This is a genomic window from Streptomyces griseoruber, from assembly GCF_001514205.1.
In the GTDB taxonomy this organism is placed as follows: domain Bacteria; phylum Actinomycetota; class Actinomycetes; order Streptomycetales; family Streptomycetaceae; genus Streptomyces; species Streptomyces griseoruber.
Map to the genome: position 1 here is coordinate 1,987 of NZ_KQ948799.1, position 22,408 is coordinate 24,394.

18 protein-coding genes are annotated in these 22,408 nt (G+C 71.3%); 8 read left to right on the forward strand and 10 right to left on the reverse strand.

The features are described from left to right. The 3 genes from AQJ64_RS44000 to glgB all read left to right on the forward strand — a co-directional run. Positions 1–436: alpha-glucosidase C-terminal domain-containing protein (locus AQJ64_RS44000; RefSeq protein WP_211286541.1), on the forward strand; the 436-nt coding region annotated here is incomplete at its 5' end. 87 nt (positions 437–523) lie between these two features. Continuing rightward, positions 524–1,912 carry a maltokinase N-terminal cap-like domain-containing protein gene (locus AQJ64_RS44005; protein ID WP_055638305.1) on the forward strand — a complete coding sequence of 463 codons (1,389 nt, stop codon included), beginning with the start codon at positions 524–526 and terminating at the stop codon, positions 1,910–1,912. A gap of 85 nt (positions 1,913–1,997) precedes the next feature. Continuing rightward, a complete protein-coding gene (gene glgB, locus AQJ64_RS44010) occupies positions 1,998–4,205 on the forward strand; it encodes a 1,4-alpha-glucan branching enzyme (RefSeq protein WP_059203547.1) in 2,208 nt (735 codons plus the stop codon). A gap of 10 nt (positions 4,206–4,215) precedes the next feature. Here glgB and AQJ64_RS44015 read toward each other — a convergent pair whose 3' ends face one another. The 6 genes from AQJ64_RS44015 to AQJ64_RS44040 all read right to left on the reverse strand — a co-directional run bounded on the left by AQJ64_RS44015 (position 4,216) and on the right by AQJ64_RS44040 (position 11,281). Next, complete coding sequence (locus AQJ64_RS44015) at positions 4,216–5,619, reverse strand: cytochrome P450 family protein (RefSeq protein ID WP_059203545.1); 1,404 nt, start codon at positions 5,617–5,619, stop codon at positions 4,216–4,218. A gap of 75 nt (positions 5,620–5,694) precedes the next feature. Continuing rightward, positions 5,695–7,917: a HelD family protein gene (locus AQJ64_RS44020; RefSeq protein WP_055634609.1), complete on the reverse strand. Its 2,223-nt coding sequence runs from the start codon at positions 7,915–7,917 to the stop codon at positions 5,695–5,697. A gap of 167 nt (positions 7,918–8,084) precedes the next feature. Then, the gene (locus tag AQJ64_RS44025) at positions 8,085–8,399 is read right to left on the reverse strand and encodes a thioredoxin family protein (RefSeq protein ID WP_099053977.1); all 315 of its coding nucleotides are present in this window, start codon (positions 8,397–8,399) and stop codon (positions 8,085–8,087) included. Between the two features lie 3 nt (positions 8,400–8,402). Continuing rightward, a complete protein-coding gene (locus AQJ64_RS44030) occupies positions 8,403–8,825 on the reverse strand; it encodes a MerR family transcriptional regulator (RefSeq protein WP_055634607.1) in 423 nt (140 codons plus the stop codon). A gap of 29 nt (positions 8,826–8,854) precedes the next feature. Next, on the reverse strand, positions 8,855–9,637 hold the full coding sequence (locus AQJ64_RS44035) for a DUF2127 domain-containing protein (RefSeq protein ID WP_055634606.1): 783 nt from the start codon (positions 9,635–9,637) through the stop codon (positions 8,855–8,857). A 219-nt stretch (positions 9,638–9,856) separates the two neighbouring features. Further along, positions 9,857–11,281, reverse strand: a complete 1,425-nt coding sequence (locus AQJ64_RS44040; RefSeq protein ID WP_397808769.1) for a cation:dicarboxylate symporter family transporter — start codon at positions 11,279–11,281, stop codon at positions 9,857–9,859. Positions 11,282–11,403: 122 nt separating this feature from the next. Here AQJ64_RS44040 and AQJ64_RS44045 point away from each other — a divergent pair, with 122 nt between their 5' ends. Then, complete coding sequence (locus AQJ64_RS44045) at positions 11,404–13,029, forward strand: sensor histidine kinase (RefSeq protein WP_055634604.1); 1,626 nt, start codon at positions 11,404–11,406, stop codon at positions 13,027–13,029. Then, the gene (locus AQJ64_RS44050; protein WP_055634603.1) at positions 13,026–13,751 is read left to right on the forward strand and encodes a response regulator; all 726 of its coding nucleotides are present in this window, start codon (positions 13,026–13,028) and stop codon (positions 13,749–13,751) included. The genes AQJ64_RS44045 and AQJ64_RS44050 overlap by 4 nt, the downstream gene beginning before the upstream one ends. Positions 13,752–13,772: 21 nt before the next feature. Here the strand turns inward: AQJ64_RS44050 and AQJ64_RS44055 are convergent, their stop codons facing one another. Then, positions 13,773–14,222, reverse strand: coding sequence for a PPOX class F420-dependent oxidoreductase (locus tag AQJ64_RS44055; RefSeq protein ID WP_055634602.1), 450 nt, complete (start codon positions 14,220–14,222; stop codon positions 13,773–13,775). Positions 14,223–14,248: 26 nt separating this feature from the next. Then, positions 14,249–15,274 carry an ATP-dependent 6-phosphofructokinase gene (locus tag AQJ64_RS44060; protein ID WP_055634601.1) on the reverse strand — a complete coding sequence of 342 codons (1,026 nt, stop codon included), beginning with the start codon at positions 15,272–15,274 and terminating at the stop codon, positions 14,249–14,251. Between the two features lie 203 nt (positions 15,275–15,477). On the opposite strand from AQJ64_RS44060, the gene pta reads away from it, so the two are divergent. From pta to pyk, 3 genes are all read left to right on the forward strand, one after another. Then, positions 15,478–17,622, forward strand: coding sequence for a phosphate acetyltransferase (gene pta / locus AQJ64_RS44065; protein WP_055634600.1), 2,145 nt, complete (start codon positions 15,478–15,480; stop codon positions 17,620–17,622). Beyond that, entirely contained in the window at positions 17,619–18,827 is a 1,209-nt protein-coding gene (locus AQJ64_RS44070; protein WP_055634599.1) for an acetate kinase, read from the forward strand. Before pta ends, AQJ64_RS44070 begins: the two co-directional genes overlap by 4 nt. Before the next feature lie 117 nt (positions 18,828–18,944). Then, a complete protein-coding gene (gene pyk / locus AQJ64_RS44075) occupies positions 18,945–20,375 on the forward strand; it encodes a pyruvate kinase (protein WP_055634598.1) in 1,431 nt (476 codons plus the stop codon). 108 nt (positions 20,376–20,483) lie between these two features. On the opposite strand, the gene AQJ64_RS44080 is transcribed toward pyk, so the two are convergent. Then, a complete protein-coding gene (locus AQJ64_RS44080; protein ID WP_055634597.1) occupies positions 20,484–21,809 on the reverse strand; it encodes a hypothetical protein in 1,326 nt (441 codons plus the stop codon). Beyond that, a complete protein-coding gene (locus AQJ64_RS44085) occupies positions 21,799–22,407 on the reverse strand; it encodes a DUF6114 domain-containing protein (protein ID WP_055634596.1) in 609 nt (202 codons plus the stop codon). The genes AQJ64_RS44080 and AQJ64_RS44085 overlap by 11 nt, the downstream gene beginning before the upstream one ends. Position 22,408 lies beyond the last annotated feature (1 nt).

The following is a 22,408-nucleotide window of genomic DNA, read 5'->3' on the forward strand; positions in this document are numbered from 1 at the left end:
TAACGCGGGTTTTTCCTCCAGCGACCCCGGGCGGCTCTATCTGCCGACCATCATGGACCCCGTCTACGGCTACCAGGTCACCAACGTCGAGGCGTCGATGTCGTCGCCCTCCTCGCTGCTGCACTGGACCCGCCGGATGATCGAGATCCGCAAGCAGAACCCCGCCTTCGGCCTCGGGACGTACACCGAACTGCCCTCCACCAACCCCGCCGTGCTCGCGTTCCTGCGGGAGTACGAGGACGACCTCGTCCTGTGCGTGCACAACTTCTCGCGCTTCGCACAGCCCACGGAACTGGACCTGAGCCGGTTCAACGGACGCCATCCGGTCGAGCTGTTCGGCGGGGTGCGCTTCCCGGCCATCGGCGATCTGCCCTACTTGCTGACCCTGGCCGGACACGGCTTCTACTGGTTCCGGCTCCGCGGGGAAGGCGCCTAGAAGGCCTGCGGCGGGGCGGTTTCCCCCGGCCCGCCCGGGGCACGCATCAGTAACACCCCGACCACCCGGGGAAAGGAATGTGACGCCATGGCGAAGACTGTCACACGTTCCGGCGGTTCCGGCACGATCAGCCCCGGCCTCCTCGCGTCACTGGACCCGCTGCTGCGGGAGTGGCTGCCACGGCAGCGCTGGTTCGCCGGCAAGGGCCGCCCGGTCACCGGGTTCTCGCTGGTCGCGGCCACCGAGCTGCTGCCGGCCGGCACCCGGCTCGGCGTCTACCACCTGGTGCTGCGCGCCCACCAGCCGGACACCCCCGGCGACCGCTACCAGCTCCTGATCGGGGTCCGCGAGACCCTGCCGCCCCGGCTGGCACCCGCGCTGATCGGCCATGTGACCCACGGGCCGCTGACCGGGCGGACGGTGTACGACGCCCTGTACGACACCCGGCCCGCCGAGCTGCTGCTGGAGGCGCTGCGCTCCCGGGCCCGGATCGGCGCCCTGCGCTGCGCACGCGACCCGGCGCAGGAGATCCGGTCCGGTCTGGTCCCGCGGCTGATGACCGCCGAGCAGTCGAACTCGTCCGTCGTCTACGGAGATACGTTCATCCTGAAGCTGTTCCGCCGGGTCGCGCCCGGGATCAATCCCGACCTGGAGCTGCCGCTGGCGCTGGCCCGCGAGGGCTGCCCCCGGGTGCCGGCGCCGACCGCCTGGCTGGAGATGGACGCGGAGGACGGCGCCGGTGAGTCGTACGTCCTCGGGGTGCTCCAGCCCTATGTGCAGGGTGCGACGGACGGCTGGGAGCTGGCGCTGCGGGAGCTGGCCAAGGGGGAGGACTTCGGCGCGGAGGCGCGGGCGCTGGGGCGGGCCACCGCCGAGGTGCACGGGGCGCTGGCCCGGGCGCTGCCCACGGTGACGCTCGGACCGGACCGGATACAGCCGATGGTCGAGGGGATGGTCGTACGGCTGGAGGCGGCGGCGCAGGCGGTGCCGGCGCTGCGGCCGTACGCGCCCGCGCTGCGCACCGCCTTCACCGCGCTGGCGGATCTGGCGGCGGAGGGGCAGACCTGGACCGCGCAGCGCGTGCACGGCGATCTGCATCTCGGGCAGTGTCTGCGGGCGCCGTCCGGGCAGTGGTCGCTGATCGACTTCGAGGGGGAGCCGGCCCGGCCGCCGGCGGAGCGCCGGATGCCGCAGCCCGCGGTGCGGGACGTGGCGGGCATGCTGCGGTCCTTCGACTACGCGGCCCACTCGTGCGAGCGGCCGGCCCCCGGCTGGGCGCATGCCTGCCGGTCGGCGTACTGCTCGGGGTACGCCGAGGCGGCGGGCCGTGATCCGCGCACGGATCCGGTGCTGCTGCGGGCCTTCGAGACGGACAAGGCGGTCTACGAGGTCGTCTACGAGGCCCGGCACCGCCCCGACTGGCTGCCCGTCCCGCTGTCCGCCGTAGAACGCCTCGCCGCACCCGAAGCGCCTTGAGGAGGCCCCGCACGTGACTCCCCCGAAGAAGGGCAAGAAAGCCGCCGGGAAGAACGGGAAGAACGGGAAGAAGGAGAAGCCCCCGGTGCAGCCGTCGGCACCGGCCTTCTCCCCCGCCCCGGACGCCGCCGACCGTGAGCGGCTGCTGCACGGCACCCATCACGACCCGCACTCCGTGCTGGGCGCGCACCCGGGGCCCGGCGGGGTCGTCTTCCGTGCGCTCAGGCCGTACGCGCGGTCGGTCACCGTGGTGGCGGGCGGGCTGCGGGCGGAGCTGCACGACGACGGGGACGGCTTCTTCTCGGGGCTGCTGCCCCTGACGGAGGTCCCGGCGTACCGGCTGCTGGTGGAGTACGAGGGCACGACCCTGGAGACCGAGGACGCGTACCGCTTCCTGCCCACGCTGGGCGAGCTGGACCTGCATCTGATCGGCGAGGGCCGGCACGAGGAGCTGTGGACGGTACTCGGCGCGCACCCGACGGTCCACGAGGAGGTGGCCGGCACCCGGTTCTCGGTCTGGGCGCCGAACGCGCGCGGGGTGCGGGTGGCCGGGTCCTTCAACTTCTGGGACGGCACCGGGTGTCCGATGCGTTCGCTGGGCTCCTCCGGGGTGTGGGAGCTGTTCGTGCCGGGAGTCGGCGAGGGCGAGCTGTACAAGTTCGACATCGCCCGCCCGGACGGCTCGCACACCCTGCGCGCCGATCCGCTGGCCCGGCGCACGGAGGTACCGCCCGCGACCTCGTCGATCGTGCACGCCTCGCGGTACGAGTGGGGCGACGGGCAGTGGCTGGCGCGGCGGGGCGAGATACCCGTGCACGAGGCCCCGTTCTCGGTGTACGAGGTCCATCTGGCGTCCTGGCGGCCGGGGCTGACGTATCGCCAACTGGCCGAGCAGCTGCCCTCCTATGTCGGTGACCTGGGCTTCACGCATGTCGAGCTGATGCCGGTCGCCGAGCATCCCTTCGGGGGTTCCTGGGGCTACCAGGTCACCGGTTTCTACGCGCCGACGGCCCGGCTCGGCACCCCGGACGACTTCAAGTACCTGGTGGACGCGCTGCACCGGGCGGGCATCGGCGTCCTGATGGACTGGGTGCCGGCGCACTTCCCGCGCGACGAGTGGGCGCTCGCGGAGTTCGACGGGCGGCCGCTGTACGAGCACGAGGACCCGCTGCGGGCCGCGCACCCCGACTGGGGGACGCTGGAGTTCGACTTCGGGCGGCGCGAGGTGCGCAACTTCCTGGTGGCCAACGCCACGTACTGGTGCGAGGAGTTCCACATCGACGGGCTGCGGGTGGACGCCGTCGCCTCGATGCTCTACCTCGACTACTCGCGCGAGCCGGGCCAGTGGACGCCGAACGAGCACGGGGGCCGGGAGAACCTGGACGCGGTGGCGTTCCTCCAGGAGATGAACGCGACGGTGTACCGGCGCAACCCGGGGGTCGTCACGGTCGCCGAGGAGTCGACCGCCTGGGACGGCGTCACCCGGGCCACCCACCATCGCGGCCCGAGCGGTTTCGGCGGGCTCGGCTTCGGGCTGAAGTGGAACATGGGCTGGATGCACGACTCGCTCCAGTACATGGCCCACGAGCCGGTGCACCGCAAGTACCACCACCATGAGATGACCTTCTCGATGGTGTACGCGTACAGCGAGAACTACGTGCTGCCGATCTCCCACGACGAGGTGGTCCACGGCAAGCGCTCCCTGGTGTCGAAGATGCCGGGCGACTGGTGGCGCCGGCGGGCCGACCTGCGGGCCTACCTGGGCTTCATGTGGGCCCATCCCGGCAAGCAACTCCTTTTCATGGGGCAGGAGTTCGCGCAGGGCGCGGAGTGGTCGGAGGCGCACGGCCCGGACTGGTGGCTGCTGGACTCGGCGTACGGGGCCGAGCCCGACCACCGTGGGGTGCGCGACCTGGTCCGTGACCTCAACGCGGCCTACCGGGCTACGCCCGCGCTGTGGCAGCGGGACACCGATCCGGCCGGTTTCGCGTGGGTGGTCGGGGACGCCGCCGACGACAACGTCTTCGCGTTCCTGCGCCAGGACGCGGAGGGCGCGCCGCTGCTGTCCGTCTCCAACCTCTCCCCCGTCGTCCGCCACGACTACCGCCTCGGCGTCCCCGACGACATCCCGGCCTGGCACGAGATCCTCAACACCGACGCCGAACGCTACGGCGGCAGCGGCGTCACCCACCCCCACCCGGTGAAGCCGGAGCCCCAGCCCTGGCACGGCCGCCCGGCCAGCATCCGGCTGACGTTGCCGCCGCTCGCGACGGTGTGGCTGCGGCCGGCCTAGTGCCGCGGCACTAGCTCTCCTTCCTGCCGCCGGGCATCAGGCGGCGCAGTGCCGCCAGCAGGCCCCTCGCCTGGCTCTCCTGGTGGGGGACGGCGGGGAGGAGGCCCGGGTCGGGGCGGTGGAGGACCGGGGCGTCGGGCGAGAGTGCGTAGCGGACCGGGAGGACCTTCAGGCCGCGCACCACCGGGCCGGAGCGCCAGGGCAACTGGTCGGGCGGGAGGGTGAGTTCGGCCTGGGCGAAGTGGTCGAAGACCCGCCCGACAGCGGTGGAGACGATCAGGGCGCCGAGTTCACGGGCGGCGCTCGGGCACTGGTGGGGTCCGGCGCCCCAGCCGAGGTGGGCGCGGGTGGAGACGGTGGAGCCGACCATCGTGGAGGAGCCGATGGCCAGCAGGTCCTGGTGGGCGGCGGCGGCGGACGGGGAGACGATGTCGCCCGCGCGGATCCAGAAGCCGCCGAGCCGCACGTCCCGCGCCGCGAACCGGAAGCACATGTTGGCGACCGGCGGGTTGGCGAGGGCGGCCCGGTTGACGGTCTCGCCGAGCTGGCCCGCCGACAGGCTGCGGCGGACGGTGGCGTTGCCGCGCAGCACCTCCAGCAGGGTGTTGAGGACCATGTTGCCGGTGATGTCGTTGAGATAGACGGCGTTCATGAACAGCTCCCGGCCGAGCTGTTCGTCGTCGAGGTCCGGGTCGGCCAGCATCAGGTACGAGGTGAGGTCGTCGCCGGGGCGGGCGCGGCGGTGGGCGGCGAGGCGGGTGAAGGCGGCCAGCGCCCGGCCGGTGGCGGGGCCCGCGTCGGGGCCGCCGTCCAGCATCCGCCACAGGTCCATGACCAGTTCGTCGCCGAGGTCGACCGGGCAGCCGAAGAGTTTCGTGGTGACCATCAGCAGGAGCGGGCGGGTGTACTGGGCGCCCAGGTCGCAGTGGCCGGTGCGGCCGGACTCGGCGGCGAGCAGGGCGACCAGTTCGTCGGCGTACCGGGCGACGGCCTGGCGCAGTTCCCAGCCGACGGGGCTCTTGGCGTCCTGGAACGGGCGCAGGGCCGCGTGGTGGGTGCGGCGGGCGGCGCGGTGCTCCTCGTCGTCCATGAACATCATCTGGCGTACTTCGTAGCCCGCGAGCAGCGGCCAGTCGTACGGCAGTTCGCCCTGCGCCCGGGCCCGCCAGTAGCGCACGTCCCGCCGCCACTGGCTCTCGTTCTTCAGGACCTCCAGGACCTCGCGGTAGTCCAGGACCAGCCACACCGGTACGCCCATCAGGCCGACGGGCGCCACGGGGCCGTAGGTGGCGCGCAGCCGCCGGTACACCGCGCCGGGGTCGGCGTCGAACTCCGCGGTGAGCAGCGGCTGGACGGCCAGCGAACCGAGGGCGGGGCTGTCGGCCGGTGCGGTGGCGTGGGGCTGGGCTTCCATACGGCAACGCTTACCGCACCGGCCGTGCACGCGCAGTGATCACGGCACGAACTGTTACGTCTTGGTGATCCCGCGTCAGGCCAGGGCTGCCACCAGCGCCTTCGGCAGCTCCTTGGTATGGACCACACCGAGGCGCTGGGTGGCCCGGGTGAGGGCGACGTAGAGGTCGCTGGTGCCGTAGAGGCCCGGCTCGACCACCAGCACCGAGTCGAACTCGAGGCCCTTGGACTGGCGCGGGTCGAGCAGCACGACGGTCCGGGTCAGGTCCGGTTCGGCGCCCGCCGTCACCCCGTCCAGCCGGGGGGCGAGCCTGCGGTGCAGATGGCGCGGGGCGATGACGGCGAGCCGGCCCTCGGCGGGCGTCAGCTCCCTCACCGCCTCGGCGACCGCGCCGGGCAGGTCGTCGGTGGCGCGTGCCCAGGGCCGTACCCCGGTGGAGCGCACCGAGCTCGGCGGCTCGAAGTCCGGGTCCCCGGCGCGTACGACGGCTGCCGCGACCTCCATGATCTCCGCGGGCGTGCGGTAGTTGACGCCGAGCCGGGTGTGCTCCCAGCGGTCCTCGACGTACGGCTGGAGGATCTCCGCCCAGGAGCCGACGCCGGCCGCCTCCGCGGTCTGCGCCGGGTCGCCGACCAGGGTCATCGAGCGGGTCGGGCTGCGCCGCATGAGCAGCCGCCAGGCCATCGGGGACAGCTCCTGCGCCTCGTCGACGATGATGTGCCCGAACGCCCAGGTCCGGTCGGCGGCGGCGCGCTCGGCGGCGCTGCGGTGGTCGTCCTCCTCCTGCCGCTCGGCGAAGCGTTCGGCGTCGATGATGTCGTGCGCGGACAGGACCTCGCTGTCCTCGTCGTCGACGCCCTCGAACTCGTACGTCCGGGAGGCGTACGACACGTCGAGCACGCCCTGTGCGTACGCCACCTGCGTCTCGCGCTCCCGTTCCGCGCGCGCCCGCGCCACCCGCTCGTCCCAGCCGAGCAGTTCGGCGGCCTCGTCGAGCAGCGGTACGTCCGCCACGGTCCAGGCCCGGGTCACCGGGCGCCGGACGGCGGCCGCGTCCTCGTCGGGGAGGTGGCCGACGGGGTCGGCGAGGAAGTCCGCGACCAGGCGCTGCGGGGTCAGCCGCGGCCAGAGCTGGTCGATCGCGGCCCACACCTCGGGGTTCTCGGCCAGCTCGTCGCGGATCTGGGTGATGTCGGCGGCGTCGAGGAGGCTGGAGCCGTCGTAGGGGTCGGTGCCGACGCGTTCGGCGTACAGCTCGGTGAGGGTGTTGAGGATGTGGCCCTCGAAGTGCTCCCGGGCCACGTTGTGCGGCAGCCGCGCGGCCCGGGTGCGCTCGCGCGCGACCTTCACCAGGCCGTCGTCGAGCATCAGGACCTCCCGGTCGTGCTCGATCGCGATCACCGGGTCGGGCAGCGACTGCCAGTCCCGGACGACCTCGGCGAGCACGTCCGCCATGTCGGCGCGGCCCTTGACCGCGGCGGCCTCGCGGGTGTCGGTCGCCGTCGCCTTCACGCCGGGGAACAGCTCGCCGACGGTCGCCAGCAGCACGCCCGTCTCGCCGAGGGAGGGCAGCACCTCGCCGATGTAGCCGAGGAAGGCGGGGTTGGGGCCGACGATGAGGACGGCGCGCTTGGCGAGCAGTTCGCGGTGTTCGTAGAGGAGGTAGGCGGCGCGGTGCAGGGCGACGGCGGTCTTGCCGGTGCCGGGGCCGCCCTCGACGACCAGGACGCCCCGGTGGGGGGCGCGGATGATCTCGTCCTGTTCGGCCTGGATGGTCTGCACGATGTCGTGCATCCGGCCGGTGCGCGCGGTGTTCAGCGCGGCGAGCAGGACGTCGTCGCCGGTGGGGTCCTCGTGGCCGGTGCGCTCCTGGTCGCCGAGGTCGAGGATCTCGTCGTGCAGGGCGGTGACCGTACGGCCCTCGGTGGTCAGGTGCCGGCGGCGGCGCAGGCCCAGCGGGGTGTGCCCGGTGGCCAGGTAGAAGGGGCGGGCCACGTCCGCCCGCCAGTCGATCAGCACCGGGGTGCGGTCGGGGTCGTCGGCGCGCAGCCCGATCCGGCCGATGTGGTGGCTGACGCCCGAGGTCAGGTCGATCCGGCCGAAGCAGAGCGAGCCGTCGACGGCGTTGAGCGCGGCCAGCAGCCCCGAGCGCTCGGCGACCAGGATGTCCCGCTCCAGGCGGGCCTGCATGGGTGTGTTCCCCTGGGCGAGCGCGTCGCCGACGGAGGCCTCGGTGTCACCGCGCAGGGCGTCCACACGGGCGTACAGGCCGTCGATGAATTCCTGCTCGCGCCGCAATTCACTGTCTGGAAAGCCGGTGTTTGACAATTCCGCTCCCGCCCGGATATACTGTGCTCACTGAACTTCTTTGTGACTCGATAATCTCGAAGTCACGAACCATCGAATATACGCAAAGAAATCCCCCGGGCGCAATTGCCCGGGGGATTTCTTTGTATCGTGCGAGGTCAGAGCACGTCCGACAGCTCCTCCAGGAGGCGGCGCTTCGGCCGGGCTCCCACCATCGCCTTCACCGGCTCACCGCCCCGGAACACCATGAACGTCGGCATCGACAGCACCTTGTAGGCGTTGGTCGTCTCCGGATTGTGGTCCACGTTCAGCTGCACCACCTTCAGCCGGTCCCCCTCCTCGAAGGCGAGCGCCTTCAGCACCGGCCCCATCTGCCGGCACGGCGGGCACCAGTCGGCGGTGAACTCCACCAGCACCGGCAGCTCGGACCCGATCACCTCGGCCTCGAAGTCCGCGTCCGTCACATCGGTCACCATCTACCGGCCTCCCAGTTCGCACCCGGGTTCCGGACCCCCCGGAACCCGCGCCTCGGCGGCCAGCGCGTCCCGCGCCCGCTCGGCCCGCACCAGCTGACCCGCGACCTGCTCGCGCACCGCCCGCAGCTCCCCGATCAGCGCGTCGAGCTCGTCCAGCTTGCGCCGGTAGACCGCGAGCGACGCCGGGCACGAGTCGCCCTCGGGGTGACCGGCCCGCAGACACTCCACGAACGGCCTGGTCTCCTCCAGGCCGAACCCGAAGTCCTGGAGCGTCCTGATCTGCCGCAGCAGCTTCAGATCGTCCTCGTCGTAGGTCCGGTAGCCGTTCTCCCCGCGCCGCGCGGGCAGCAGCCCCCGCGACTCGTAGTACCGCAGCGTCCGCGTGGTGGTCCCGGCCCGTGCGGCCAGCTCGCCGATTCGCATGCGTACGACCGTACGGCTTGACGCCGACGTCAAGGCAAGAGCGGTTCGCCCACCGGCAGCCCCGCCGACTCCTCGACCTCCAGCAGGGACGCGCTCCGCCGTTCCGCCTCGAAGGCCCGGTGCCCGCCCCGCAGCCCGAACAGCCGCTTGGTCAGCAGGATGTACAGGACGGCGAGGACGTTGAGCACCAGCGTGCCGATCTTCAGCCAGCTGACGTGCTCGGTGAGTTCGTAGATCTCCAGGGGGAGGAAGGCGGCGGTGGCGACGACCGTCAGGTACTCCGCCCAGCGCCTGGCGTACCAGAGGCCCCCCGCCTCGACCAGCTCGATCAGGGCATAGGCGAGGAGCAGCCCCGCCACCAGCATCAGCGTGGAGTGGCGGTAGCCGAAGGTCTTCTGGAGGGTGCCGACGACCGGTGAGTGGTCGAGGTCGTAGTGGAAGTGCCGGAAGACCGGGCGCAGGACGTCGAGGTACTCGTCGAAGAGGCGGTGGACCGCGTCCCGGGAGTTGCTGAACTTCCACACGGCCGCCGCGACCAGCACGATGAACACGCCGCGCACGGCCCGCTCGACGGCGAGGAAGCGGAGCACGAAGAGGTCCCGGAGCACCTTGCCGCGCGGGACGAGCGGGGCGTCGGCGGCGGGTCCCGAGCCGTGCGGCTCGCCGAGCACGAAGTCGCCGCAGCGCAGACAGCGCCAGACCTCGCCGAGGGCGGTCTCCGCCCGCAGCCGTACCCGCAGTCCCCGCTCGTCCGGCGCGTACGTCACATGCCCGCGCCGGGCGCAGGTCCGCCGGTCCCAGTCGATCTTCATCCCCCGTGCCTCCCGTCGCCCTGTCGGCGCGGCAGGCTAGTGGAGGCAGGTAAGAGGTCGGTGAGGATCCGGATCCCGTCACACGAAAAAGCCGGGCGGCTGAGCTACGGGGGAGCGCTCAGCCGCCCGGGCCTCGTCCGGGTGTCCGGCCCCGGTTCAGGCGGGGCCGGACACCCGGGGTTCGGGGGGGGTCCTGCGAAGGGTTCCGCGGTCCGGCCGTCAGGCCTTGGCGAGTTCCTTCTGGCCGTCCTCGCGGGGCTCGGGCACCTCGCCGCCGGTGACGGTCTCGCCGTCGTCGAGCAGGGTCTGCTCGTCGAAGGGCAGCTCACCGGCGAGGACCTGCTGGACGCGGGCCTTGTCGATCTCCTTGGTCCAGGTGCCGACCAGGACGGTGGCGACCGCGTTGCCCGCGAAGTTCGTCAGGGCGCGGGCCTCGCTCATGAAGCGGTCGATGCCGACGATCAGGCCGACGCCGTCCACCAGGGCCGGCTTGTGGGACTGGAGCCCGCCGGCCAGCGTGGCCAGACCGGCGCCGCTGACGCCCGCCGCGCCCTTGGAGGCGAGGAGCAGGAAGAGCAGCAGCGGGATCTGCTCGCCGATCGACATCGGCGTACCGAGGGCGTCGGCGATGTAGAGGGACGCCATGGTCATGTAGATCATGGTGCCGTCGAGGTTGAAGGAGTAGCCGGTCGGGACGGTGATGCCGACGACGGGCTTGCTGACACCGAGGTGCTCCATCTTCGCGATGAGGCGCGGCAGCGCGGACTCGGAGGAGGAGGTGGACAGGATCAGCAGGAACTCACGGGCGAGGTACTTGAAGAGGACCAGGATGTTCAGGCCCGCCACCGCCCGCAGCAGCACACCGAGGACGATGAAGACGAAGAGGAAGCAGGTGACGTAGAAGCCGAGCATCAGCACGGCGAGGCTCTTGAGCGCGTCCAGACCGGCCGAGCCGACGACCGCGGCGATGGCGCCGAAGGCACCGATCGGGGCGGCCCACATCACCATGGCGAGGATGCGGAAGACGAGCCGCTGGATGTGCTCGATGCCGCGCAGCACCGGCTGGCCGACGTTGCCCATGGCCTGGAGCGCGAAGCCGGCGAGCAGGGCGACCAGCAGGGTCTGCAGGACCTGGCCCTCGGTGAACGCGGACAGGAACGTCGTCGGGATGATCGACAGGACGAACTCGACCGGCGGCAGTGCCTCGTCGGAGACCTGGTCGTGGCCGGTGGCCTTGATCGCGTCGGTGAGGTGCAGTCCGTCGCCCGGGTGGAGGATGTTGCCGACGACGAGGCCGATGCTCAGCGCCACCAGGGACATCACCAGGAAGTAGCCGAGCGCGATACCGCCGACGGCGCCGACCTTGGCGGCCTTCCGTACGGAGCCGATGCCCAGGACGATCGTGCAGAAGATGATCGGCGAGATCATCATCTTGATCAGGGCCACGAAACCGGTGCCGAGCGGCTTGAGCTCGACGCCGAGGTCGGGCCAGATCAGACCGACGGCGATGCCGAGCGCCACCGCGGCGATGACGGCGATGTAGAGATAGTGGGTGCGGTCCCGCTTCCCAGCGGGTGCGGCAGGTGCCGTATTGGGGGTGGTGCTGGCGGCCACGGCTGCCCTCCTTGACGTCTTCGTCGGCATCACCGGCGTGCGGCTCACGTCCGGGGAGATAAGGGGAATGCAGTGACTATCTCCGGGCCTGTGAGGGCGGTCACCCTTACGTTCATTTAGTTCGCGCTTAACACGGGAGGCACACTGACGACATGCGCATTCCCGTCCGTGTGCCGAGACCCCGCAGCCTGGCCGGCCAGCTCTTCGCCATGCAGGCGGTGCTGATAGCGGTGCTGGTGGCGGGGTACGCGCTGTTCACGTACGTCAGCGACCGCACCCAGGCCGAGGAGGCCGCGGGCCGCCAGGCCACCGCGGTGGCCCGCTCGGTCGCCGACTCCCCGTCGGTGCGGACGGCCATCGGTACGGCGAACCCGACGGCCGAGCTCCAGCCGTACGCGATGCGCGTCATGAAGGACACCGAGGTCGACTTCGTGACGATCATGGATCCGGAGGGCATCCGCTGGACCCACCCGGACGAGACCCAGATCGGCCAGCACTTCCGCGGCAACACGGCGCAGGCCCTGGCGGGCGAGACCTTCACCGAGACGTACACCGGCACGCTGGGCGCGTCCGTGCGGGCGGTCACCCCGATCGAGGACGGCGACCGGATCATCGGGCTGGTCAGCGCGGGCATCAAGGTGGAGGCGATCAGCAAGCGGGTCCAGGACCAGGTCACGGCCCTGTTCTCGGCGGCGGCGGGCGCGCTGCTGCTGGGCGCGGTGGGCACGTACGTCATCAACGCCTCGCTGCGCCGGCACACCCACGGCATGAACGCCGCCGAGCTGAGCCGGATGCACGACTACCACCAGGCGGCGTTGCACGCGGTGCGCGAGGGGCTGCTGATGCTGGACGGGCAGTACCGGGTGGCGCTGATCAACGACGGCGGGCGGGAGCTGCTCGGGGTGCCGGGGGACGTCGTGGGCAAGTCGGTGGCGGACCTGGGGCTGCCGGCCCCGCTGACGGGCGCGCTGCTGGCCTCCGAGCCCCGGGTGGACGAGGTGCATCTGACGGCGGCGGGGGTGCTGGTGATCAACACGTCACCGGTGTCCGGCGGAGAACGCAGAGGTACCGTCGTGACGCTCCGGGACGTCACCGAACTCCAGTCCCTGATGGGCGAGTTGGACTCCGAGCGGGGCTTCACCCAGGCGCTGCGCTCACAGGCGCACGAGGCGGCCAACCGGCTGCACACCGTGGTCTCGCTGATCGAGCTGGGCCGGGCGGACGAGGCGGTCGAGTTCGCGACGGCGGAGCTGGAGCTGGCCCAGGCGCTGACGGACCAGGTGGTGGCGGCGGTGAGCGAGCCCGTCCTCGCGGCGCTGCTGCTGGGCAAGACGGCCCAGGCGAACGAGCGGGGCGTGGAGCTGGTGGTGTCGCAGGACAGCGGACTGGACGACGGTCTGCTGCCGCCGTCGCTGCCGGCCCGGGACCTGGTCACCATCCTCGGCAACCTCATCGACAACGCGGTGGACGCGGCGCAGGGCAGCGTACGGGCACGGGTCACGGTGACCGCGCGCACCCAGGGGGACGAGTTGCTCCTGGGGGTGGCGGACACCGGCGCGGGGGTGGATCCTGCCCACGCCTCCCTGGTCTTCGAACGGGGCTTCTCGACGAAGCCGTCGGGTCCCGGGGGGCGTGGTCTTGGTCTCGCCCTGGTCCGGCAGGCCGTGCACCGGCACGAGGGGACGCTGTCGGTGGCGGAGGCGGAGGGCGGCGGGGCCGCGTTCATGGTGCGGCTGCCGTTGCGGCGGGCGACGGCGGCACCTGGAGTCAAAGGATGACGGAAGTGCCAGAAGTGCCGGCAGGACCGGGTGAGCCCATCAGAGTGCTGGTCGTCGAGGACGATCCGGTGGCCGCGGACGCGCATGTCATGTACGTCGGGCGGGTGCCGGGATTCGTCGCGGTCGGAAAGGCGCACACGGGCGCGGAGGCCCGGCGCCTCCTCGACCGCACCCCGGTGGACCTGCTCCTCCTCGACCTCCACCTGCCGGACGCGCACGGCCTCCAGCTGGCCCGCTCCCTGCGGGCGGCCGGCTATCACGCGGACGTCATCGCGGTGACCTCGGCCCGCGATCTGACGGTGGTCCGCGAGGGCGTCTCCCTGGGCGTCGTCCAGTACGTCCTGAAACCCTTCACCTTCGCAACGCTGCGTGACCGTCTGGTCCGCTACGCGGAGTTCCGCGGCGCGGCCGGCGAGGCGAGCGGCCAGGACGAGGTCGACCGCGCCCTCGCCGCCCTGCGCGCCCCGGGCCCGGCGGCCCTCCCCAAAGGCCTGAGCGCCCCGACCCTGGAACGCGTCACGGAGGCCGTCCGGGAGGCCACGGAAGGCCTCACGGCGGCGGGCGTGGCCGAGGAGGTCGGCATCTCCCGGATCACCGCCCGGCGCTATCTGGAGCACCTGGTGGAGGCCGGCAGGGCCGAGCGGAAGCCGCTGTACGGGCAGGTCGGCAGGCCCGAGTTGGTCTATCGGTGGGTGAAGGGAGGCGCGGGGAAGGGGCGATGACCGCTCCGGCCGTACGACGCCCTACAGCACGCCGTCCCTGAACGGCTCCACGCCCACCACCCTGCGCACCTTCACCGGCTCGATGAGCAGCATCACGCGCCGCTCCCCCTCCAACAGCCAGGGATAGCGCGGCTCGCCGATGTACTTCTGCGTGAGGCGGTCCATGGCGCGTTCCGCCTCCTCGCCCTCCACGAACCGCACGACCCGGCCGCGGATCTCGACGCGGTCGTAGGGGTTGCCGGTGTCGTGGTGGGAGAGGGACACCGAGGGGTTGCGGCGCAGGTTGCGTTCCTTCACGCGGCCGACGGACGTGTTGACCATGACGTACTCGCCCTCCAGGTCCGCCCACATCGGGGAGATCTGCGGGGCGCCGTCCGGGCCGACCGTCGCGAGGTGCCAGAAGTTCGGTGCGAGCAACCGCTCCCGGACGTGCGCGTCGAGCGTGCCGTTCACCTCGTAGAGAGCGTCCATGGTGCGACGCTCCCCCGGAAGGCGGACTAGAAAACCGACTCCGCCTCGTCCATCCGGTACTTCGGGACCGTCTTGAGTTCGGTGACCGCCTCGGCCAGCGGGACCATGACCACGTCGGTGCCGCGCAGGCCCGTCATCCTGCCGAACTCGCCGCGGTGGGCCGCCTCCACGGCGTGCCAGCCGAAGCGGGTGGCGAGGACGCGGTCGTAGGCCGTGGGGACGCCGCCGCGCTGGACGTGGCCGAGGATGACCGGCCGGGCCTCCTTGCCGAGCCGCTTCTCCAGCTCGAACGCGAGGGCCGTGCCGATGCCCTGGAAGCGCTCGTGGCCGAACTTGTCGATCGCGCCCTTGCCGTAGTCCATGGTGCCCTCGGCGGGATGGGCGCCCTCCGCCACGCACACCACGGCGAACTTCTTGCCGCGCGAGAAGCGCTCCTCGACCATCTTGACCAGGTCGGCGGGGTCGAAGGGGCGCTCGGGGAGACAGATGCCGTGGGCGCCCGCCGCCATGCCCGACTCCAGGGCGATCCAGCCCGCGTGGCGGCCCATGACCTCGACGACCATCACGCGCTGGTGGGACTCCGCCGTGGTCTTGAGGCGGTCCATCGCCTCCGTGGCCACGCCGACCGCGGTGTCGAAGCCGAAGGTGCGGTCCGTGGAGGAGATGTCGTTGTCGATGGTCTTGGGGACGCCGACCACCGGGAGACCCGCGTCGCTCAGCATGCGCGCCGCCGTCAGCGTGCCCTCGCCGCCGATCGGGATCAGCGCGTCGATGCCGAAGTCGTGGATCATGTCCGAGGCGGACTCGCAGGCCTCGCGCAGCCGGTCGCGCTCCAGGCGCGAGGAGCCGAGGATCGTGCCGCCGCGGGCCAGGATGCCGCTCACCGCGTTGAGGTCGAGGCTGCGGTAACGGCCGTCCAGGAGACCGGCGTACCCGTCCTCGAAGCCGATGACCTCGTCGCCGTAGTTGTCGACCGCGCGGTGCACCACCGACCGGATCACTGCGTTCAGGCCGGGGCAGTCGCCGCCTGCGGTGAGAACTCCGATGCGCATCGTGCTGTGTCTCCTGCTCGCTGTGGACGCGGGTGAGCCGGGTCCGATTGTTCCACGCCGCCGAGGGCACTGTCTCTTGACGGGCGCCTTATCCACGCACGGGGGTATTGTCAAGAGGGTTCTGCTCACCCAGGTGGGCGATTTTTATGATCCCGGCCCCCCACACCGCCTCGACACACCACCAGACGAAACGGAGTGCTCGCGTGACCCGCAGCGTGTACGTGACCGGTATCGACCGCGGCGACGGCAGGCAGGTCGTCGAACTGGGGGTCATGGAGCTTCTGACCCGGCAGGTGGACCGGGTGGGCGTCTTCCGGCCGCTCGTCCACGACCGGCCGGACCGGCTGTTCGAGCTGCTGCGGGCCCGCTACCGGCTCACCCAGGACCCGGCGACGGTCTACGGCATGGACTACCACGAGGCGTCCACCCTCCAGGCCGAACAGGGCGCGGACGAACTGGTCTCCACCCTCGTCGAACGGTTCCACCGGGTCACCCGGGAGTACGACGTCGTACTCGTCCTGGGCACGGACTACGCCGACACCCAGTTCCCCGACGAGCTGGCCCTCAACGCGCGCCTCGCCAACGAGTTCGGCGCGTCCGTGATCCCCGTCGTCGGCGGCCGGAAGCAGGGCGCGGAGTCCGTCCTCGCCGAGACGCGCAACGCCTACCGCGCCTATCTGGCGCTCGGCTGCGACGTGCTCGCCATGGTCGCGAACCTGGTCGCCCGCGAGGACCGCGACGAGATGGCCGAGGCACTGGCGAAGCGGCTGCCCGTCCCCTGTTACGTGCTGCCCGACGAGCCCGCCCTGTCCGCGCCGACCGTCGCCCAGGTCAGCCACGCGCTCGGCGCGAAGGTGGTGCTCGGCGACGACGCCGGGCTCGCCCGCGACGCCCTCGGCTTCGTCTTCGGCGGCGCGATGCTGCCGAACTTCCTGAACGCCCTGACCCCGGGCTGTCTGGTGGTCACCCCGGGCGACCGGGCCGACCTGGTCATCGGCTCGCTCGCCGCACACAGCGCCGGCACCCCGCCGATCGCCGGGGTGCTGCTCACCCTCGACGAGGTCCCGAGCGACGAGATCCTCACCCTCGCCGCCCGGCTCGCCCCCGGCACCCCCGTCCTCTCGGTGCCCGGCAACAGCTTCCCCACCGCCGAGCAGCTGTTCTCCCTGGAGGGCAAGCTGAACGCGGCCACCCCGCGCAAGGCCGAGACCGCGCTCGGACTGTTCGAGCGGCACGTCGACACCGCCGGGCTCCTCAAGCGCGTCTCCGCCCCCAGCACCGACCGCGTCACACCGATGATGTTCGAGCACAAGCTGCTGGAGCAGGCCCGCGCCGACCGGCGGCGGGTGGTGCTGCCGGAGGGCACCGAGGAGCGGGTGCTGCACGCGGCCGAGGTGCTGCTGCGGCGCGGTGTCTGCGACCTCACCCTCCTCGGACCGGAGGACCAGATCCGCAAGAAGGCCGCCGACCTCGGGATCGACCTGGGCGGCTGCCAGGTGATCGACCCGGCGACCAGCGAACTGCGGGACGCCTTCGCCGAGCGGTACGCGCACTTCCGCGCCCACAAGGGCGTCACCGTGGAGCTGGCGTACGACGTCGTCTCCGACGTGAACTACTTCGGCACGCTGATGGTGCAGGAGGGGCTCGCGGACGGCATGGTCTCCGGGTCCGTGCACTCCACGGCGGCGACCATCCGGCCCGCCTTCGAGATCATCAAGACAAGAGGGGCCGCGCGAAGCGCGTCAGACAGGGCGGTGGTGGGAGACGGGAGGGCCAAGCCGGACGCGGACATCGTCTCGTCCGTCTTCTTCATGTGCCTCGCCGACAAGGTCCTCGTCTACGGCGACTGCGCGGTCAACCCCGACCCCGACGCCGAGCAGCTCGCCGCCATCGCCATCCAGTCGGCCGCCACCGCCGCCCAGTTCGGTGTGGAACCGAGGATCGCGATGCTGTCGTACTCGACGGGTACGTCCGGGTCGGGCGCCGACGTCGACAAGGTGCGCGAGGCCACCGAGCTGGTGCGCTCCCGGCGGCCCGATCTGAAGATCGAGGGGCCGATCCAGTACGACGCCGCGGTCGAGCCCAGCGTCGCCGCGACCAAGCTGCCGGGCTCCGAAGTGGCGGGCCAGGCCAGTGTGCTGATCTTCCCGGACCTCAACACGGGCAACAACACCTACAAGGCCGTGCAGCGTTCGGCCGGCGCGATCGCCGTCGGGCCGGTGCTCCAGGGGCTGCGCAAGCCCGTCAACGACCTGTCCCGGGGCGCGCTCGTCCCCGACATCGTCACCACCGTCGCCATCACGGCGATCCAGGCCCAGACCCTCGACCAGAAGGCTCCCCAGCAGTGACCGCGACCCGCGTCCTCGTTCTCAACTCCGGCTCCTCGTCGGTGAAGTACCAGCTGCTCGACATGCGGAAGGGCGGCCGGCTGGCGAGCGGGCTCGTCGAGCGCATCGGTGAGCGGACCTCACGGCTGAGGCACACGCCGCTCGCGGCCGGCGGGGACACCCGTGAGTGGACCGGGCCGATCGCCGACCACGGCGCCGCGCTGAAGGCCGTGGCGGAGGAACTGGCCCGGGACGGCCTGGGGCTGGACTCGCCCGAGCTCGCCGCCATCGGGCACCGGGTGGTGCACGGCGGGAAGCTGTTCACCGAGCCGACGGTCGTCGACGACACCGTCCTCGCCGAGATCGAGCGGCTGATCCCCGTGGCACCGCTGCACAACCCGGCCAACCTCACCGGGATCCGCACCGCCCGGGCCCTGCGGCCCGACCTGCCCCAGGTCGCCGTGTTCGACACCGCCTTCCACACGACGATGCCGGAGGCCGCCGCCCGCTACGCGATCGACGTGGAGACCGCCGACGCGCACCGCGTCCGGCGCTACGGCTTCCACGGGACCTCGCACGCGTACGTCTCCCGGGCGACGGCGAAGCTGCTCGGCCGGACACCCGAGGAGGTGAACGTCATCGTGCTGCACCTGGGCAACGGGGCGTCCGCGTCGGCGGTCGAGGGGGGCCGGTGCGTGGACACCTCGATGGGCCTGACGCCGCTGGAGGGACTGGTGATGGGGACGCGCTCCGGGGACGTCGATCCGGCCGTCATCTTCCATTTGGCACGAGTTGGCGGAATGTCCATCGACGAAATCGACACTCTTCTCAACAAGAAGAGCGGGCTCGTCGGACTGTGCGGCGACAACGACATGCGGGAGATCCGGCGCCGGATCGACGAGGGCGACGTACGGGCGAAGCTCGCCTTCGACATCTACATTCACCGTCTGAAGAAGTACATCGGTGCCTATTACGCCGTCCTCGGGCGGGTGGACGCGGTCGCGTTCACCGCGGGGGTCGGCGAGAACGCGGCCGAGGTGCGCGCGGCGGCCGTCGCGGGCCTGGAGACCCTGGGCCTGGCGGTGGACGGCGGGCTCAACGCCGTACGGGGCGACGAGCCCCGGCTGATCTCGCCCGCGGGCGCCCGGGTGGCGGTCGCCGTGGTGCCGACGGACGAGGAACTCGAGATCGCCACGCAGACCTACGCATTGGTCGGGCGGAATTGATATGCGGCTCCGCGGACGTGGTGACCGATCAGGAAAGCAACTGAGCAGGAACCCGCCCATTTGTATCTTCCACCAGACGGAATATTCCGTAGCGAAACAAACCGATAGGATCGCCCCATGCGCCGTTCGAAAATCGTCTGTACTCTCGGCCCCGCGGTCGACTCCCACGAGCAACTCGTCGCCCTGATCGAAGCCGGCATGAACGTGGCCCGCTTCAACTTCAGCCATGGCACCCACGCCGAGCACCAGGGCCGTTACGACCGGGTCCGGGCCGCCTCCAAGGAGACCGGCCGGGCCATCGGTGTCCTCGCCGACCTCCAGGGCCCGAAGATCCGTCTCGAGACCTTCGCCGAGGGTCCGGTGGAGCTGGTGCGGGGTGACGAGTTCACCATCACCACCGAGGACGTCCCCGGCGACAAGACGATCTGCGGCACGACGTACAAGGGCCTGCCCGGCGACGTCTCGCGCGGCGACCAGGTCCTGATCAACGACGGCAACGTCGAGCTGAAGGTCCTGGACGTCGAGGGCCCGCGGGTGAGGACGATCGTCATCGAGGGCGGTGTCATCTCCGACCACAAGGGCATCAACCTGCCCGGCGCGGCCGTCAACGTGCCTGCGCTGTCCGAGAAGGACGTCGAGGACCTCCGTTTCGCGCTGCGCATGGGCTGCGACATGGTCGCGCTGTCCTTCGTCCGTGACGCCAAGGACGTGACCGACGTCCACCGCGTGATGGACGAGGAGCGCCGCCGGGTCCCCGTCATCGCCAAGGTGGAGAAGCCGCAGGCGGTCGAGAACATGGAGGACGTCGTGATGGCGTTCGACGCCGTGATGGTCGCCCGTGGCGACCTCGCCGTCGAATACCCGCTCGAGAAGGTCCCCATGGTGCAGAAGCGCCTCATCGAGCTGTGCCGGCGCAACGCCAAGCCGGTGATCGTGGCGACCCAGATGATGGAGTCGATGATCACCAACTCCCGCCCGACCCGCGCCGAGGCCTCCGACGTGGCCAACGCGATCCTGGACGGCGCGGACGCGGTCATGCTGTCGGCGGAGTCCTCGGTCGGCGCCTATCCGATCGAGACCGTGAAGACGATGTCGAAGATCGTCACCGCGGCCGAGCAGGAGCTGCTCGCCAAGGGCCTCCAGCCGCTGGTGCCGGGCAAGAAGCCGCGTACGCAGGGCGGTTCGATCGCGCGCGCCGCGTGCGAGATCGCCGACTTCCTCGGCGGCCGGGGCCTGGTGGCCTTCACCCAGTCCGGCGACACCGCCCGCCGGCTCTCCCGCTACCGCGCGCAGCAGCCGATCGTCGCCTTCACCACCGACGAGGGCACCCGCAACCAGCTGACGCTCAGCTGGGGCGTCGAGTCCCACGTGGTGCCCTTCGTCAACAGCACCGACGAAATGGTCGACATGGTCGACCAGGAGATCGCGAAGATCAACCGCTTCAACCCGGGCGAGACCGTGATCATCACCGCCGGCTCGCCCCCCGGCGTCCCCGGCACCACCAACATGCTCCGCGTCCACCACCTGGGCGGCGGCGCGATCGACTGAACCACCCGCCCCCACAAGGGGCTTGTACGGCGCTGAGGGCGCCCCCCTGTGGCAGGGGGGCGCCCTCGGCTGTGAGCGGCTCCCGAACTGGCTCTGTGACCCGACGGCTCAGGTGGTGTACTGGTGCAGGCCGGGCACGGTCAGCGTGCCGCCGAACTGGCCGGCCTGCTGGACCTTGACGTTGGTGAAGTAGATCAGCGGGATGTTCAGCGGCGGCGGGTTCTCCGGGGTGAACGTGACCGGTATCAGGCCGAACAGGTTCCCCGAGATGCTCTCGGTGTACATGACCGTGTCGCCGTCCTTGATCGTGGACGTGGTGCCCTTGCCCGCCTGGACGTGGTAGGTCTTGCCCGCCTGCTTGTCGATCACGGTCTGGTGCAGGTCGCCGATGTCGGTGCCGCCGGAGATGACGTACTTCAGGACCTGCTTGGTCTTGCCGTTGGACGTCTTCACCTTGACTATGCCCTGGTAGTCGGCGCCCTTGAGCAGCAGCGAACTGGCGTTCAGGTACCAGGGGTCGTCGGGCAGGGCAAGCTTGTTGTCGACGCCGCTCTCGTCGTCCGTGGCGACCGGGCAGTCCTCGACGTCCGTGGTGGCGCTCGTGGAGGGGCTCGGCGAGGCGCTGGCCGAGGCGTCGGCGGTCTCGGCTGCGTCCGTCGCGGTGTCGGCGGCGGCGGCCGCTTCGGCGGCCTCGCTCGCGGCGTCCTTCACCGTGCCGGAGGTCTTCTCGGTCGTCTCCTTGGTGGCGCCGGAGGAGCCCGAGGACGTGTCCGTGCCGCTGTCCGCGGCGCTCTCCGAGGCGGACGCGGAGGGCGACGGGCTCGCCGTCGCGGTCGAGTCGTCGGAGCTGTCGCCGTCGAAGACGTCCTTGATGGCGTCGCCGATGGTCTCCAGGACGTTCTTGCTCGTCTCCGTGGCCGACGGGCTGGCCGTCGCGGTGTCGTCGGAGGACGACCCCGACGTGTCCGTCGAGGAGGCGGCCGAGGAGGCCGACGGCGAGGGCTCGGCCGTGTCGTCGGAACCTGAATCCGACGAGGAGGAGCCGTCCGAGGCGCTGTCGTCGTCCTTGGAGGTCGTGTCCTTGGAGGTCGTGTCCTTCGAGTCGCTCGTGGACTCGTCCTTGGTGTCGGACGACGTCTCGGAGGCCGAGGGCGACGCGGAGGCGGAGGCCTCGGCCGTCATGGCGTCGACGCAGGCCTGGTACTCCTCGGCCGTGAGGCTCTTCGAGGTCGGCTGGTCGTCCGCGCGAGCGAGCGTCGGGGTGAATCCCATGCCCATGAGAACGGCCGTCGGCATCGCCGCCAGGGCGATCGCCTTGCCCGCCGGCAGGTGGATCCTGGCGAGCAACGGCTTCCTGGGTGCCGCGTGGCGTGGCCCGGTTCTCACACGGGACGCGTCCGCGTCCGCCCCGTGCGTCACCTCGTCAGCCGACACTGTGCCTCCCGTTCGCCCCGTTCGCCGGGCTCGTTTCTGACATGTCGTTCGGCTCTTCCGGCCCGCCGTCGGCCTCGAAGCGAGCAGGCGCGTCAGCGACCTCGACACGAGCGGGCGCGTCGTCGGCCTTGGTGAGATCGGTGACGGCACTCTCGGGCGCGCCGCCCAGGCCGTCCGGCGTCTGCTCCGCCTGCGGCTCCGGCGGGGTCCCCGGCACCCACGCGATGGCCATCGCACCGCCGATCAGCCCGAAGAGGAAGCCGACGACGAAGCCACCGAAGTTGGAGACCGGGAGGGACACCAGGGCCAGCAGGATCGCCGCGACACCCGCGAAGGTGCGAATGTGCTGCTGGAACCAGACGCTGACGCCCAGCACGACGAGCAGGACTCCGATGATCAGCGATCCCGCACCGGCCGTGGTGGACATGCGGATCGTCAGCTGACCGATCGTGAGGTGCGCGTACGGGAAGTACATGATCGGGACGCCGCCGATCATCATGAACAGACCGGCCCAGAACGGCCTCATGCCGCGCCAGGCGCGGAACTGCAGCCTCCAGCGGGTGAACTGGCTGGGTGCAGCAGGAGTCTCGGCGCTCATG